This window comes from Streptomyces sp. BI87, from assembly GCF_025957665.1.
Lineage (GTDB): Bacteria > Actinomycetota > Actinomycetes > Streptomycetales > Streptomycetaceae > Streptomyces > Streptomyces albidoflavus.
In genome coordinates this window covers 4,992,876-5,008,052 of sequence record NZ_CP110079.1, presented here as the reverse complement: position 1 = coordinate 5,008,052, position 15,177 = coordinate 4,992,876, and the positions used below count along the sequence as shown (strand labels likewise).

Below are 15,177 nucleotides of genomic sequence, written 5' to 3'. Positions count from 1 at the left end.
CGGGTGCCGGCCACCCGCACACCGCGACGCTGAAGCGGCTGGAGCGTTCCTCCGGGCGCCTCGCCGCCAACGCCATCGCGCGGATGGACGAGACGCTGCCCTGGTACCGGGCGATGCCCCCGGAGAACCGTTCGTGGATCGGCCTGGTGGCGCAGGCGGGTATCGCGGCGTTCACCGAGTGGTTCCGGCAGCCGGACGCGCCGCAGGCGATCTCCACCGACGTGTTCGGCACGGCGCCGCGCGAGCTGACGCGGGCGATCACGCTGCGGCAGACCGTGGAGATGGTGCGTACCACGATCGAGGTGATGGAGACCGCGATCGACGAGGTGGCGGCGCCGGGCGACGAGTCGGTGCTGCGGGAGGCGCTGCTGGTCTACGCCCGCGAGATCGCCTTCGCCACCGCCCAGGTCTACGCGCAGGCCGCCGAGGCGCGCGGCGCCTGGGACGCCCGGCTGGAGTCGCTGGTGGTCAACGCGGTGCTCTCCGGCGAGGCCGACGAGGGCGCCGTCTCCCGGGCGGCCGCGCTCGGCTGGAACTCCCCCGAGCACGTCTGCGTCATCCTCGGCACCGCGCCCGACGGCGACAGCGAGCTGACCGTGGAGGCGATCCGGCGGGCCTCGCGCGGAGCCAAGGTGCAGGTGCTGACCGGCGTCCTCGGCAACCGTCTGGTGGTGATCGCGGGCGGCAGCGACAATCCGCTGCACGTGGCGAAGGCGTTGATCGGGCCGTACGCGGCGGGGCCCGTGGTGGCCGGTCCGGTGGTGGCGGATCTGCTGGCGGCGACGCGTTCGGCGCAGGCCGCCGCGGCGGGGCTGAAGGCCTGCGCGGCCTGGCAGGACGCGCCCCGGCCGGTCCTCGCGGACGATCTGCTGCCCGAGCGCGCGATGGCGGGCGATCCCGCCGCGCGGGACCAGCTGGTGGAGGAGATCTACAGACCGTTGGAGGAGGCGGGGTCCGCCCTCCTGGAGACCTTGAGCGTCTACCTGGAGCAGGCGAGCAGCCTCGAAGGGGCGGCGCGGATGCTGTTCGTCCACCCGAACACCGTGCGCTACCGGCTTCGACGTGTGACTGACGTCACCGGGTGGTCACCGTCCGATGTGCGATCGGCCTTCACGCTGCGTATCGCGCTGATCCTGGGGCGCTTGGCGGACGCCGAGGCGCAACTCTAGGATTTTGTCGGACACCAACAATTCCCCTGACGGTTCTTGGTCCCTGTCCCCACCGGCCGTCGGGGCCCTCCCCAAGAGAGAGTGTGAGAGTGCTCGTACTCGTCGCTCCCGGCCAGGGCGCTCAGACGCCCGGCTTCCTGACCCCCTGGCTCGAACTCCCCGGTGCCGCCGACCGCGTCGCGGCCTGGTCCGACGCCATCGGCCTCGACCTGGTGCACTACGGCACCGAGGCGGACGCCGAGGCGATCCGTGACACCGCGGTCGCCCAGCCGCTGCTGGTCGCCGCCGGGCTGCTCTCCACCGCCGCGCTCGGCGAGGTGACCCCCGGCGCCGTCGCGGGGCACAGTGTCGGTGAGATCACCGCCGCCGCCTTCGCCTCGGTCCTGGACGACACCGCCGCGCTGCGCCTGGTGCGCCGCCGCGGCCAGGCGATGGCCGAGGCCTCGGGCGTCACCGCCACCGGGATGGCCGCCCTGCTCGGCGGCGACCCGGAGGTGACCCTGGCGCACCTGGAGAAGCTCGGCCTCACCCCGGCCAACGTCAACGGCGCCGGCCAGATCGTCGCCGCGGGCACGCTGGAGCAGATCGACGCCCTGGTCGCCGACAAGCCCGAGGGTGTGCGCCGGGTGGTGCCGCTCAAGGTGGCCGGTGCCTTCCACACCACGCACATGGCCCCCGCCGTGTCGGAGCTGGAGACGGCCGCCAAGGAGCTGGACCCGGCCGACCCGGTCGTGCCGTACGTCTCCAACCGGGACGGCGCGCGGGTGGCCACCGGCGCGGAGGTGCTGGAGCGGCTGGTGGGCCAGGTGGCCAACCCGGTCCGCTGGGACCTGTGCATGGAGACCTTCCAGGAGCTGGGCGCGACCGCACTGCTGGAGGTCTGCCCGGGCGGCACGCTGACCGGACTGGCCAAGCGTGCGATGCCGGGCGTCAAGACGCTCGCCCTGAAGACCCCCGACGACCTCGACGCCGCGCGCGCCCTGATCGCCGAGCACTCCCCCGCCGCCCCGGCGGACTCGCAGACGGCCTGAGAAGGAGCACCGAGAGCATGGCGAAGATCAAGCCCAGCAAGGGTGCCCCGTACGCGCGCATTCTCGGGGTCGGCGGCTACCGCCCGACGCGGGTGGTGCCCAACGAGGTGATCCTGGAGCAGATCGACTCGTCCGACGAGTGGATTCGCTCGCGTTCGGGCATCGCGACCCGGCACTGGGCCGACGACCAGGAGACCGTCACCGCGATGTCGGTGGAGGCGGCGGGCAAGGCCATCGCCGACGCCGGTATAGCCCCGTCCGAGATCGGCGCCGTCGTCGTCTCGACGGTCTCGCACTTCAAGCAGACCCCCGCGGTGGCCACCGAGATCGCCCACCTGGTGGGCGCCGGCAAGCCCGCCGCCTTCGACATCTCCGCCGGCTGCGCCGGCTTCGGCTACGGCCTGACCCTGGCCAAGGGCATGATCGTCGACGGGTCGGCCGAGCACGTGCTGGTCATCGGCGTGGAGCGGCTCAGCGACCTCACCGACCACGAGGACCGCGCGACGGCCTTCCTCTTCGGTGACGGCGCGGGCGCGGTCGTCGTCGGCCCCTCGGACGTCCCGGCCATCGGGCGGACGGTGTGGGGCTCCGAGGGCGACAAGTCGGAGACCATCAAGCAGACGGTGTCGTGGGAGGAGTACCGCGACGGCCACCCGGAGAAGTTCCCGGCGATCACGCAGGAGGGCCAGGCGGTGTTCCGCTGGGCCGTCTTCGAGATGGCCAAGGTCGCCCAGCAGGCGCTGGAGGCCGCCGGGATCACCGCGGACGACCTGGACGTCTTCATTCCGCACCAGGCCAACATGCGGATCATCGACTCGATGGTGAAGACCCTCAAACTGCCGGAGCATGTCACGGTCGCCCGTGACATCGAGACCACCGGCAACACCTCGGCCGCGTCGATCCCGCTCGCGATGGAGCGGCTTCTGGCGACGGGCGAGGCCAAGAGCGGCGACACGGCGCTCGTCATCGGCTTCGGGGCGGGTCTCGTCTACGCCGCGACGGTCGTTACTCTCCCCTAGGCGCCGCTCACCTCCGGTTCCTCCGGAGTGCGCGGAACCATACACCTCTGAACATCAACGAAGGAGCGCCATCATGGCCGCCACGCAGGACGAGATCGTCGAAGGTCTCGCGGAGATCGTGAACGAGATCGCCGGCATCCCGGTCGAGGACGTCCAGCTGGACAAGTCCTTCACCGACGACCTGGACGTCGACTCGCTGTCCATGGTCGAGGTCGTCGTCGCCGCCGAGGAGCGCTTCGACGTGAAGATCCCCGACGAGGACGTCAAGAACCTCAAGACCGTCGGCGACGCCACGTCCTACATCCTGAAGCACCAGGGCTGAGCCCCGGCGCACCGGGAGCGGCCCCGGACCTTCCGGGTCCGCTCCCCGCTGCCCGGCCCCCGGCCCCGGCCGGCCCGGGCGCCCGACCGCCGCACCGGTGGTGGCGCGCCTCGTAGCTCGACCCTCTGACCTGTGGAGACAAGCCCTGTGAGCCCGACCAATCGCACCGTGGTCGTCACCGGTATCGGCGCGACCACCCCGCTGGGTGGCGACGCCGCATCGACCTGGGAAGGTCTGATCGCGGGCCGCTCCGGCGTCCGTCCGCTGGACGACGACCGCTACGCGGACCTGCCGGTCCGGATCGCCGCGCGGATCGCGGTGGAGCCGACCGAGGTCCTGCCGCGCCCCCTGGCACGCAAGCTCGACCGCTCGGCGCAGTTCGCGCTGATCGCCGCCCGTGAAGCCTGGGCCGACGCCGGTTACACGGCGATGGCGGGCGAGGACGAGCAGATCAGCCCGGAGCGCCTCGGCACGGTCATCGCCTCCGGCATCGGCGGCGTCACCACGCTGCTGGACCAGTACGACGTGCTGAAGGAGAAGGGCGCCCGGCGCGTATCCCCGCACACCGTGCCCATGCTGATGCCGAACAGCCCCTCGGCCAACGTCGGCCTGGAGGTCAACGCCCGGGCGGGCGTGCACACCCCGGTGTCGGCCTGCGCCTCCGGCGCCGAGGCGATCGGCTACGCGGTGGAGATGATCCGTACCGGCCGCGCCGACGTGGTCGTGGCGGGCGGTACCGAGGCGGCCATCCACCCGCTGCCGGTCGTCGCCTTCGCCAACATGATGGCGATGTCGAAGAACAACGACGAGCCCGAGAAGGCGTCGCGTCCCTACGACACCGCCCGTGACGGCTTCGTCCTCGGCGAGGGCGCGGGCGTCGTCGTCCTGGAGTCGGCCGAGCACGCGGCTGCCCGCGGGGCGAGCGTCTACTGCGAGGTGCTGGGCCAGGGCCTGTCGGCCGACAGCCACCACATCGCGCAGCCCGAGCCGACCGGCCGGGGCATCGCGGCGGCGCTCCAGAACCTGATGGACGACACCGACCTGAAGCCCTCCGAGGTCGTCCACCTGAACGCGCACGCCACCTCGACGCCGCAGGGCGACATCGCCGAGGTCAAGGCGCTCCGCCAGATCCTGGGCGAGGACCTGGAGCACGTGGCGATCTCGGCGACCAAGTCGATGACGGGTCACCTGCTCGGCGGTGCCGGCGGCATCGAGACGGTCGCGACGGTGCTGGCGCTGAAGCACCGCAAGGCGCCGCCGACGCTCAACGTCGACGACCTGGACCCGGCGATCACCGAGTCCGGCGCGGACGTGGTCCGCGGCGAGGCGCGCGAGCTGCCCGAGGGCACCGTCGCCGCGATCAACAACTCGTTCGGCTTCGGCGGCCACAACGTGGTCCTCGCCTTCCGCACGGTCTGACCGGCCCGCGTACGCAGGGCGAAGGGCCCCCGGGGGCGGTTTCTGCGGATCGTCGCCACACGTGGTGGTGTTGATCAGGCCGCGAGCAGTTTATGCAGGCGCTCGGCTGGGGTTTCCCAGCCGAGTGTTCTGCGTGGGCGGCCGTTGAGTTCGGCGGCGACGGAAGTACTGCCGTAGCAGGCCGTTGCTGTTCTCGTTCGAGCCGCGCTGCCAGGAGCCGGCCTGCGGGCGGCCATCTCGCTGCCCTGCTCCCGGGTCGGCGAGCGCACCAGGTGTCCGGGCAGGGTCTTCACGGTGCTCACGAGGGCGTCGCGGACCTGCTCGGCGGTGCGGCCGTCGGGCAGGTGCAGCAGCATCACACAGCGGGTGGCACGCTCGACCGGGGTGCCGATCGCCGAGGCGCCGTCCTTGTCTGTGATCAGGTCGCCCTCCCAGTGGCCGGGGACGGCCCGGCCCTCTGCCTCTGCGGGCCGCTCGCTGATCACGACCATCGGGTCGGCGAAGCGGGGCTACCGGGTTGTGGCCTGGCCGTGCGGGCGGCGGCGGACGCGTCCCGAGCGCAGAGCGCGGGCGAGTCCGGAGCGGGGTTCGCCGCGTCCCTGGACGTGGAGGGCCTGGCAGACCGTCTCGTGGACCACGTGCGTCTCCGGCCGGTCGGGGAACTGTGCCCGTAGAGCCTGGCAGATCTGCTCGGGGCTCCACCGCCCTGTGAAGGCGCCGCTGGATGAAGTCCCGCAGCTGCGGGTTCTGGGCGATCTTGCCTGGCCCGGGGCAGGGCCGGCGGGCGTCGGCGCGGGCCTGGGCCGCGTGCGGGCGGGAGGCACCGCTTGCCGGGTGCCGGTTGCGGCGGATCTCCCGGCTGACCGTCGACGGGCTGCGGCCCGGCTCAGTGTTGCGACGACCACCAGACCCCAAGGGGGGGGGGGGGAGGCAGGCCCTTCCGCTTCACGGGGCGCGGGTGCCCGGGGCTCAGACGACCTGGTGGAGCCAGCGGACCGGGGCGCCCTCGCCGGCGTGGCGGAAGGGTTCCAGTTCGTCGTCCCAGGGCTTGCCGAGGAGGCGGGCGATCTCGGCCTCCAGGTCGGTCTCGCCGGCCTGCGAGCGGACCAGGGCGGCGCGCAGCCGGTCCTCGGGGATGAGGATGTCGCCGTGGATGCCGGTGACGGCGTGGAAGATGCCGAGGCCCGGGGTGGAGCTGTACCGCTCGCCCTCGGCTCCGGGGCTGGGTTCGGCGGTCACCTCGAAGCGCAGCTGCTGCCAGCCGCGCAGCGCGGAGGCGAGCCGGGAGGCGATGCCGGCCTGGCCCTGCCAGGAGAACTCGGCTCTCCAGGTGCCCGGGGCGGCGGGCTGCCGAATCCAGTCGAGGCTGACGCGCACGCCGAGCACACCGGCCACGGCCCACTCGACATGCGGGCAGAGCGCGCGCGGAGCGGAGTGCACGTACAGGACTCCACGTGTCGTCACCGGAACCTCCAGTGTGGGACCGAGGGGCGCTGTCCCGAGCGGCCTCGCGCCCATGCCGAGCGAATTTCCCAAATGGGACAGATGTGACGTGATGTAACTTAGCGGAACCGGTGGGCGGCGCGGCCCCCGGGGCATCCGTACGCCACCGGCCGGACTGCCCGGGGCCAAAGCTACCGTGCCGCACCCGTGGGAGGGTGACGTACCGTCGGGCCGGTTTCCCCGAATCCCCAGCCTTTCACCCGGCGGGACGCGCCCGGCGCACGCCCGGCGCCACCCGCCCGGCCGAGCGGCGTTCCGGCGGCCGGGTGACGGGCGGGCGGCACGGCTGGGCCGGCCGGGGGCAGTCCGCACCGGACCGGCCGAGCACAGCGCGCGGCGGCGGCCGGACCGCGCGACGATGGCGCCCCGGAACCGCGCGAGGGGGCGAACCCGTTGAGCGGGAGGACCGCCCGGCCGGCGGGGACGGAGCAGCAGGCGGAAGGAGGCGCGATGGGCGAGCGGGGTGTACGGGGCCGCAGGGCGCGGGCGGGGACCGCGGCGGCCCTCGCGGTGCTCCTGGGCGCGGTGCTGCCGGCCTGCGGAAGCGCGCCGCCCTCCTCGCAGGGCAGTGACGAGCAGGCCGCGCCCCGGGCCAGGCAGCAGACCGGATGGGACACCCGTCCGGCCTCGCTGGCGGCGGTCGGGGACTCCATCACGCGCGGTTTCGACGCCTGCTCGGTGCTGGCCGACTGCCCGGAGGCGTCGTGGGCCACGGGCAGCGACCCGGGGGTGCGCTCGCTGGCGCTGCGGCTGCTCGGGGAGCGGGGCGCGGCGGAGCGGAGCTGGAACCACGCGGTCTCGGGGGCGCGGGCGGCGGACCTCCCGGCACAGGTGGAGCGGGCGGTGCAGGACCGGCCGGAGCTGCTGACGGTGATGGTCGGCGCCAACGACGCCTGCCGCGCCTCCACCCGCCACATGACCAAGGTCAAGGACTTCCGGAAGTCGGTCGAGAAGGCGATGGAGATCGTGCGCGAGGAACTTCCCCGCACCCAGGTGTACATGGCGAGCGTGCCGGACCTGAAGCGGCTCTGGTCCGAGGGGCGCACCAGCGAGCTGGGCAAGCAGGTGTGGGCGCTGGGGATCTGCCGGTCGATGCTGTCGAAGCCGGACGCGGTCGACAAGAAGTCGGTGAAGCGCCGGGCCAAGGTGCACAAGCGGGTCAAGGCGTACAACCGGGTGCTGGCGGAGGTCTGCGGGCGGGACCGGCTCTGCCGGACGGACGGCGGGGCGGTCTTCGACTTCCGCTTCACCGGTACGCAACTCTCGCCGTGGGACTGGTTCCACCCCAGCAAGAACGGCCAGGCGCACATCGCGCGGATCGCCTACCGCGCGGTGACGGCGAAGGGCTGAGCGGCCCGGAACGCGTACGGCGCCCCGAGCCGCCCACGGGTCAGTCCTCCTGGAGGGCGAGGGTCAGGCGTGGGTCGGCCGCGGAGCGGGCGGCGCGCACCTCGTAGCGGCCCGGCCGGTGGGACCAGCCGCCCGCCGCCTCGTCCCAGGTCTGGAAGGCGCGGTCGGGGAGTTCGACGGTGACCTCGGTGGACTCGCCGGGCCCCGCCTCGGCGAGGGCGAACCCGGCCAGGCGCTGGGCGGGGCGCTCCGGCTCGCCGGGGGCGGCGGGCGGCGGGGCCAGGTAGAGCTGGACGGTCTCGCGGCCCGGGCGGGTGCCGGTGTTGCGCAGGCCGACGGTGACGGTGCGGCCCTCCGCGCGCAGGGTCTCGTAAGCCCAGTCGGTGTAGCCGAGGCCGTGGCCGAAGGGGTAGGCGGGGGTGGTGCCGGCCCGCTCCCAGGCGGCGTGGCCGACGAAGACGCCCTCGGTGTAGTCGAGGCGGCCGTCGGTGGGGGTGGTGACGGTGACGGGGGCGTCGGCGAGGCGGGCCGGCCAGGTGGTGGGGAGGCGGCCGCCGGGCTCTTCGTCGCCGAGGAGGACGTCGGCGAGGGCGGAACCGCCCTCCTGGCCCGGGAACCAGGTCAGCAGCACGGCGGCGGCCTCCCCGCGCCAGGCCATCTCGACCGGCGAGCCCGCGTTGACCACCACGACGGTGCGGGGATTGGCGGCTGCCACGGCACGGACCAGGTCGTCCTGGCGGCCGGGGAGCGCCAGCGAGGTGCGGTCGAAGCCCTCGGACTCGACGGCCTCGGTGGTGGCGACGACGACCACCGCCGTCTCCGCCTGCCGGGCGGCCTCGACCGCCTCGGCGATCAGCTCGTCCGCGTCGCGCTGGGGCAGCAGGTGGACGAGGGAGAAGCTGACGCCCTCCAGGGGCACGTCGGTCCTGCGGGCGGGGACGTAGGTGAGGCTGATGTCGACGGGGGTACCGGCGGCGAGGTCGGCGGTGGCGCGTTCGGTGGGGTCGCCGAAGAACGCCTCGAAGGGGTCGCGGGCGGGGCCCGGGCCCTGGGTGCCGGACCAGAGCTCGCGGCCGCCGACGGTCAGGCGGAAGGCGCCCAGGCCCCGGGTGCCGAAGGTGTGGCGGCCGGACTCGGGCGGGGTGTAGGTACCGGCGATCTCGATGGTGTGCAGGGTGTCGTGGGTGACGCCCTCGGGCAGGTCGCTGCCGACCCACCGGACGAGGCCGCCCGGCACCGGCGCGGTCCCGAGGACGGCGCCCTCGGCGTCGCGGCAGACGGCGTGCAGGTCGAAGCCCTGGGTGGCGGGGCCGAGTTCGGCCTGCGGGTCGGCGCCGACGCGGAAGGTGACGGCCTCCTCGCCGAGGGCGGCGCGCAAGCCCTCCAGCGGCGAGGTGAGGTGGGTCGGGAAGACGGTGGCGGAGCCGCCGCCGAGGGCGCGGGCCTCGCGGGCGGCGGCGCCGATCAGGGCGACGGTGCCGGGCTCCGGGCCGAGCGGCAGGACGGGCGTGCCGTCGGCGGCGGGGGCGTTGCGGAGCAGGACGAAGCCGCGCCGGGCGACCTCGCGGGCCACCGCGGCGCCGTCGACCTCGGCGGGCAGCTGCCCGGGCTCCACGGCGGGGCCGACACCGTCGAGGATGCCGACCCGTCCGGCCAGGCGCAGCACCCGGCGTACGGCGGCGTCGACGTACTTCTCGTCCACCTCCCCGGCGCGGACGGCGGCGGCGAGAGCCGGGCCGAAGACGGTCTGCGGGCCGGGCATCGCCAGGTCGAGTCCGGCGGTGAGGGCGGGGCCGGTGGAACGGGCGGCGAGCCAGTCGGAGACGTTGACCCCGTCGAAGCCCCACTCGCCGCGCAGGACGCCGGTGACCAGCTCGTGGTGCTCGGTCATGGTGGTGCCGTTGACGCTGTTGTAGGCGGTCATGACGCCCCACGGGCGGGCCTCGGCGGTGATCGTCTCGAACGGCGCGAGGTAGACCTCGCGCAGGGTCCGGGCGTCGATGCGGTTGTCGACGGTGAAGCGCTCGGTCTCCGCGTCGTTCCCCGCGAAGTGCTTGACGGTGGTGCCGACCCCGCCGCTCTGCACGCCCCGCACGTAGCCGGTCCCGATCGCCCCGGTCAGGTACGGGTCCTCGCTGTACGTCTCGAAGTGGCGGCCGCCCAGCGGGGAGCGGTGGAGGTTGACGGTCGGCGCGAGGAGGACGTGGACGCCCTTGCGACGGGCCTCCTGGGCGAGGAGGACGCCGGCGCGGCGGGCCAGTTCCGGGTCCCAGGAGGCGGCGAGCGCGGTCGGCGAGGGGAGCGCCACGGAGGGGTCGGCCGCGGTCCAGCGGACGCCCCGGACACCGACGGGCCCGTCGGACATGACGAGCGAACCGACTCCGGCCTCGGGCAGCGCGGGCAGCGACCACATGTCCTGCCCGGCCAGGAGGCGGGCCTTGGCGTCCAGGTCGAGGGCGGCGAACGCGGCCTCGACGGCCTGCCCGAGCCGGTCCTCGTACTCCTTGCCGGGGTGATCCGTCATGGTCTCTCCTCGCGCGGGTGGGCGGCGCGGGGGTCCCTGCCCGGCGCCTGGTCACATCTTGCCCCCGCTCCCTGTAGACCGTTCGGTTTCGTGACCTTTTCGTTATGTCAGGGTGTGCCGGGTCCCTGGACGGTCACGAGGTGTCGTAACGTCGCCGCTGCCGGGCGCGCGGGTCCGGCTTCCGGCGGTACGGCACCACGAGGAGAGGGGCGGCGCCAGCCATGAGCAGGGGTGGCAGGAACGAGGACCGGCGCGGGGAGATCCTGCGGGCGGCGCTGGAGGTGATCTCCGAGCGCGGCTACCGCGCCGCCTCGCTGGCGGCCGTGGCAGAGCGGGTCGGCCTCACCCAGCAGGGGCTGCTGCACCACTTTCCCACCAAGGAGGCGCTGCTGGTGGGGGTGTTGGAGGCCCGCGACCAGTGGGACGCGACCCCGCGCGAGACCTGGCGGCTCGATCTGCTGGCGGCGCTGGTCGACTACAACGCGACCCGGCCCGCCGTCGTGCGGACCTTCTCCGCACTGCTGGGCGAGAGCGTCACCGGGGACCACCCGGCCCGCGCCTACTTCACCGGGCGGTACACCGTGGTGCGCGCGGACATGACCGCCATCCTGCGCACCGCCTACGGCGAGCGGCTGCCGAGCGGACTGACACCGGAGCAGGTGGCCCCGCTGCTGGTGGCGGTCCTGGACGGCCTCCAGTACCAGTGGCTGCTGGACCCGGACGCGGTCGACATGACAGCGGCCTTCCGCGACTTCCTCGCCCTGCTGGGCGAGGAGCCGCCGTCCTGAGGAGGGGAGTTACGGCCGGTCAGCGCTCGGCCGGGGCGTCGGCCGGGGGCTTGGCCAGGCCGGCGGGCGCGGCTTCGCCGGTGCCGGGGGCGGCGTCCCCGGTGGGGGCGGTCGGCTCGCCCAGCAGGTCGCGGGAGAGCAGGGTGGCCCCGGCGACGGCGCCGGGCATCAGGAAGACGGCGACGAACGGGATCACGTAGGCGAGGGCCAGCGGTACGCCGAAGCCCCAGGCGAGCGTGCGGCGGGAGCGGAGCAGGGCGAGCCGCGCGCGCAGGTCGACGTCGCGCCGGGCGAGGGCGACGGAGGCCAGTTCCTCGGTGAGGAAGAAGCCGGTGACGAAGAAGCCGACGACGGGGATGGCGGTCTGGCCGACGACCGGGATGAAGCCGAGCGCGAAGAGCAGCACGCCCCAGATCGCGGCGCGGACCAGGATGCGCAGGCTGTCGCGGGTCGAGACCCACAGGTCGTACCAGAAGGAGCGGCCGGAGGTGGGGACATTGCCGTCGATCGAGGCGTCGACGCGCTCGGAGACGGCGTCGTAGAAGGGCGAGCCGACGAGCAGGGTGACCGAGGTGAAGGTGATCACCGCGAGCATCAGGCCCAGCGCGAAGAGGACCGCGGTGAGGAAGCCGCGGAAGAGGCCGAGCCACGGGGAGCCCCAGCCGTCGGCGAAGGGGGTGGCCCAGGCGATCAGGTCGTCGGCACCGAAGGCGAGCGCGACCAGCGCCGCCGCGTACACGACCAGTGTGATCAGGCCGGGCAGCAGCCCCAGCCCGAAGGTCTTGCCGTGGGACAGCGCCCAGCGCTGGCCGTTCATCAAGTACCGGAAACCGACGCCGAGATCACCCATGCGGAAACCCTACCGGCCCACCCGGACCGCGTGCGCGGGGCGGGTGGGCCGGGGCCGCGAGGCGGGTCAGGCGACGGTGAGGGTCACCTTGATGTTGCCGCGGGTGGCGTTGGAGTACGGGCAGACCTCGTGGGCCTTGGCGACGAGCTCCTCGGCGGTGGCGCGGTCGACGTTCGGGATGGAGGTGATCAGCTCGACCTCCAGGCCGAAGCCGCCGGCCTCGGCCTTGCCGATGCCGACCTGCGCGGTGACGGTCGAGCCCTTGATGTCGGCCTTGGCGGCCCGGGCCACGACGCCCAGCGCGCCCTGGAAGCAGGCGCTGTAGCCGGCGGCGAAGAGCTGCTCCGGGTTGGTGCCGGCGCCGCTTCCGCCCATCTCCTTGGGCGGGTTGACGACGACGTCGAGCTTGCCGTCGTCGGTCGCGACCCGGCCGTCACGGCCGTTCTCGGCGGTGGCGACGGCGGTGTAGGCGACGTCTATCTGCGGGATGGACATACGTGTTCCTCCTGATTGTTCCGCCGGGGCTCGCGCCCACGACCTCGGCGGGCCGTGGCCGAGCCTAGACGAGAGAGTCGTTCAGCGGGACAGGTCGATGATCATCTTGCCGGTGTTCTCGCCCCGGAGCATGCCGAGGAAGCCCTCCACACCGTTGTCGATGCCCTCGACGAAGGTCTCGTTGTACTTCAGCTCGCCGGAGCGGACCCAGGCGGAGACCTCGTCGACGAACTGCGGCTGGAGGTCGCTGTGGTCGCCCACGATGAAGCCCTGGAGCCGCAGCCGCTTGCCGATGGCGAGGGCGAGGTTGCGCGGGCCGGTGGGGGCGCCCTTGTCGTTGTACTGGGCGATGGCGCCGCAGAGCGCGACCCTGCCGAACTGGTTGAGGCGACCGAGGGCGGCCTCCAGGTGGTCGCCGCCGACGTTGTCGAAGTAGACGTCGATGCCGTCGGGGGCGGCCTCCTTCAGCTGCTCGGCGACGGGGCCGTTCTTGTAGTTGAAGGCCGCGTCGAAGCCGTACTCGTCGACGAGGAGCTTGACCTTCTCGTCGGAGCCGGCCGAGCCGATGACCCGGGAGGCGCCCTTGAGCCGCGCGATCTGGCCGACCTCGCTGCCGACGGCACCGGCCGCGCCGGAGACGAAGACGGCGTCGCCGGGCTTGAACGAGGCGACGTCGAGCAGGCCCGCGTACGCGGTCAGGCCCGGCATGCCGAGGACGCCGAGGTAGGCGCTGAGCGGGGCCAGCGAGCCGTCGACCTTCTTGGCGTGCTTGGCCGGAAGGCTGGCGTACTCGCGCCAGCCCAGGCCGTGCAGGACGTGGTCACCGACGGCGAAGCCCTCGGCCTCGGAGGCGATGACCTCGCCGACCGCGCCGCCGTCCATGGGGGCGTCCAGCTGGAACGGCGGGACGTACGACTTGACGTCGTTCATCCGGCCGCGCATGTACGGGTCGACCGAGAAGTACAGGTTGCGGACGAGAATCCGGCCGGCCGTGGGGGCCTCGACCGGGACCTCGCGGAGGGCGAAGTCCTCGGGGGTGGGCCAGCCGTCAGGGCGGGCGACGAGGTGCCATTCGCGGCCGGACGAGGGAAGTGCGGTCATGCGGTGTCTCCTCCTAATGTTTCATGAGGTGAAACAACAATGCGTCTGAATATTTCACGTTGTCAAGCAACCGGCTATCCTGGGACGCATGGCCACCCGCACGGACCCCTTGACCCTCGAAGTCGTCGAGCTGATCGGCGCCGTCGTGGCGCGGTACCACGAGGAGTACGACCGGGCCGCCGCCGAGCAGGCGCTCACCGGGGCGCAGGCCCGTGTACTGGGTCTGCTGTCCATCGAGGCGATGCCCATGCGGCAGATCGCCCGGCGGCTCAAGTGCGAGCCGTCGAACGTGACCGGGATCGTAGACCGGCTCGCCCTGCGGGGACTGGTCGAGCGGCGGGCCGATCCTGGGGATCGGCGGATCAAGGTGGCCGCTCTGACCGCGGAGGGGGTTGAGGTTGCCCGGGTGCTCCGGGACTCCCTTGATTTCGCCCGGGAGCCGCTTGCGGGGTTTTCCCGCGAGGAGCGGGAGGTCCTCCGGGGGATGTTGCGGAGAATGGCCGGGGAGTGAGGGTCCCTCGCCCCGGCTGGGGGCGGTGGGGTGGCCTCAAGCGCCGGCCGGGCTGATCTTTTGGGCCGAGGCCCGGATCAAACCTGACCGTTCAAGACGGCCTCAAGCGCCGGCCGGGCTGATCTTTTGGGCCGAGGTCCGGATCAAACCTGACCGTTCAGGGTGGGCTCAAGCGCCGGGCGGGCGGGTTTTGGGCTCGGCTGGGTGGGCGGTGTCCGGCGCACAATGGGGAGATGTGTGCAGCTGGCGGTGGGAACGGGTCGTTCGGGGCTCTTGAGTTCCAGCTGGTGTTGTTGCGGCGGATGGCTGATTTTCAGCCGGGGATGGTGGAGGAGGCTCGGCGGGAGCTGGGGGTGGATGCCGGCGCGATGCGGGAGGCCAATCGGCGGTGGCAGGCGAGGGTGCGGTCGGGGCGGGGGCGGCGGGGGGCCGGGTTGTTGCGGTCGGTGCTGGGGGTGCCGGAGGTGGTGGAGCGGCGGGTTGTGGGGGATCTGGAGTGTGAGGCGTTGCGGTGGCCGGTGGTGCTCTGGCCCGCGTTGCGGTTCGAGGCGGTGGTGGCGCCCGGGGGTGCGCTGTGGAACGAGTGGCTGGTGCGGGGGCCCGGGGGCGCGCCGCCCGTGCCGGTGGCGCTGGACGCGTTGCGGCCCTGGGAGTACACCGTCGAGGAGGTCGCGCGGGGCTTTCCCGCGCGGCCGATGGAGGGGTCGGCGCCGACCCGGTCGCGATTGCGTGTCGCGGCGCCGGAGTGCGAGGGCGGGCCGGTGCGGGAGGCGGTCGCGAAGTTCACCTGGGGGCTGCTCCAGGAGGTCACGGTGGTGGAGGGGCGTGAGTGACCCCAGATGCCCATCATGCGAACAGATGGACGGATGTTCCCTTGAACAGGTGATCGTTCCGCGAGGAATTGCGTGAGCACGCCACGAAGGACAATGCTTGCGTTCAGCGACCGACGGGGTGCACACCGTCACCGCGGCGGAGCCCAAGTCTCTTTCTCAGGGCCCGTGTTCCATGTCCCGAGCGCCCTGTCCCTGGGCGCGCAGCACCAAGGAGATCCATCCCATGAACCTGCTCACCGACATCCTCGCCGGCATCGTCCAC

The 15,177-nt window shown here is 73.1% G+C and carries 14 protein-coding genes and 1 pseudogene; 9 read left to right on the top strand and 6 right to left on the bottom strand.

Annotated elements, in window-relative coordinates:
- Positions 1 to 29: 29 nt before the first annotated feature.
- From OIM89_RS22340 to OIM89_RS22320, 5 genes are all read left to right on the top strand, one after another.
- Positions 30 to 1,169: a PucR family transcriptional regulator gene (locus OIM89_RS22340; RefSeq protein WP_095730220.1), complete on the top strand. Its 1,140-nt coding sequence runs from the start codon at positions 30 to 32 to the stop codon at positions 1,167 to 1,169.
- Between the two features lie 89 nt (positions 1,170 to 1,258).
- Positions 1,259 to 2,200 carry an ACP S-malonyltransferase gene (locus OIM89_RS22335; protein ID WP_030698399.1) on the top strand — a complete coding sequence of 314 codons (942 nt, stop codon included), beginning with the start codon at positions 1,259 to 1,261 and terminating at the stop codon, positions 2,198 to 2,200.
- 17 nt (positions 2,201 to 2,217) lie between these two features.
- Positions 2,218 to 3,219 (top strand): ketoacyl-ACP synthase III, encoded by a 1,002-nt coding sequence (locus tag OIM89_RS22330; protein WP_030698398.1) that lies wholly within the window; start codon positions 2,218 to 2,220, stop codon positions 3,217 to 3,219.
- Between the two features lie 73 nt (positions 3,220 to 3,292).
- The gene (locus OIM89_RS22325; protein WP_030698397.1) at positions 3,293 to 3,541 is read left to right on the top strand and encodes an acyl carrier protein; all 249 of its coding nucleotides are present in this window, start codon (positions 3,293 to 3,295) and stop codon (positions 3,539 to 3,541) included.
- A 147-nt stretch (positions 3,542 to 3,688) separates the two neighbouring features.
- A complete protein-coding gene (locus OIM89_RS22320) occupies positions 3,689 to 4,960 on the top strand; it encodes a beta-ketoacyl-[acyl-carrier-protein] synthase family protein (RefSeq protein ID WP_030698396.1) in 1,272 nt (423 codons plus the stop codon).
- A gap of 74 nt (positions 4,961 to 5,034) precedes the next feature.
- On the opposite strand, the pseudogene OIM89_RS22315 reads toward OIM89_RS22320, so the two are convergent.
- Both OIM89_RS22315 and OIM89_RS22310 read right to left on the bottom strand, forming a co-directional pair.
- A pseudogene (locus OIM89_RS22315) lies at positions 5,035 to 5,842 on the bottom strand (IS30 family transposase); the annotation flags it as partial.
- An 87-nt stretch (positions 5,843 to 5,929) separates the two neighbouring features.
- On the bottom strand, positions 5,930 to 6,424 hold the full coding sequence (locus OIM89_RS22310; protein ID WP_030698395.1) for a DUF3145 domain-containing protein: 495 nt from the start codon (positions 6,422 to 6,424) through the stop codon (positions 5,930 to 5,932).
- A gap of 489 nt (positions 6,425 to 6,913) precedes the next feature.
- On the opposite strand from OIM89_RS22310, the gene OIM89_RS22305 reads away from it, so the two are divergent.
- Positions 6,914 to 7,813, top strand: a complete 900-nt coding sequence (locus tag OIM89_RS22305) for an SGNH/GDSL hydrolase family protein (protein ID WP_030698394.1) — start codon at positions 6,914 to 6,916, stop codon at positions 7,811 to 7,813.
- A gap of 40 nt (positions 7,814 to 7,853) precedes the next feature.
- Here the strand turns inward: OIM89_RS22305 and OIM89_RS22300 are convergent, their stop codons facing one another.
- Positions 7,854 to 10,337, bottom strand: coding sequence for a glycoside hydrolase family 3 protein (locus tag OIM89_RS22300; RefSeq protein WP_047465497.1), 2,484 nt, complete (start codon positions 10,335 to 10,337; stop codon positions 7,854 to 7,856).
- Positions 10,338 to 10,558: 221 nt separating this feature from the next.
- On the opposite strand from OIM89_RS22300, the gene OIM89_RS22295 reads away from it, so the two are divergent.
- Positions 10,559 to 11,125: a TetR/AcrR family transcriptional regulator gene (locus tag OIM89_RS22295; RefSeq protein ID WP_030698392.1), complete on the top strand. Its 567-nt coding sequence runs from the start codon at positions 10,559 to 10,561 to the stop codon at positions 11,123 to 11,125.
- Between the two features lie 19 nt (positions 11,126 to 11,144).
- Here the strand turns inward: OIM89_RS22295 and OIM89_RS22290 are convergent, their stop codons facing one another.
- The 3 genes from OIM89_RS22290 to OIM89_RS22280 all read right to left on the bottom strand — a co-directional run bounded on the left by OIM89_RS22290 (position 11,145) and on the right by OIM89_RS22280 (position 13,571).
- Positions 11,145 to 11,975: an EI24 domain-containing protein gene (locus tag OIM89_RS22290; RefSeq protein ID WP_047465494.1), complete on the bottom strand. Its 831-nt coding sequence runs from the start codon at positions 11,973 to 11,975 to the stop codon at positions 11,145 to 11,147.
- A gap of 66 nt (positions 11,976 to 12,041) precedes the next feature.
- Complete coding sequence (locus OIM89_RS22285) at positions 12,042 to 12,470, bottom strand: organic hydroperoxide resistance protein (protein ID WP_047465492.1); 429 nt, start codon at positions 12,468 to 12,470, stop codon at positions 12,042 to 12,044.
- Between the two features lie 81 nt (positions 12,471 to 12,551).
- The gene (locus tag OIM89_RS22280; RefSeq protein ID WP_030698389.1) at positions 12,552 to 13,571 is read right to left on the bottom strand and encodes an NADP-dependent oxidoreductase; all 1,020 of its coding nucleotides are present in this window, start codon (positions 13,569 to 13,571) and stop codon (positions 12,552 to 12,554) included.
- A gap of 88 nt (positions 13,572 to 13,659) precedes the next feature.
- Here OIM89_RS22280 and OIM89_RS22275 point away from each other — a divergent pair, with 88 nt between their 5' ends.
- The gene (locus OIM89_RS22275; RefSeq protein ID WP_047138586.1) at positions 13,660 to 14,082 is read left to right on the top strand and encodes a MarR family winged helix-turn-helix transcriptional regulator; all 423 of its coding nucleotides are present in this window, start codon (positions 13,660 to 13,662) and stop codon (positions 14,080 to 14,082) included.
- A gap of 233 nt (positions 14,083 to 14,315) precedes the next feature.
- Entirely contained in the window at positions 14,316 to 14,915 is a 600-nt protein-coding gene (locus OIM89_RS22270; RefSeq protein WP_264491577.1) for a hypothetical protein, read from the top strand.
- Positions 14,916 to 15,177 lie beyond the last annotated feature (262 nt).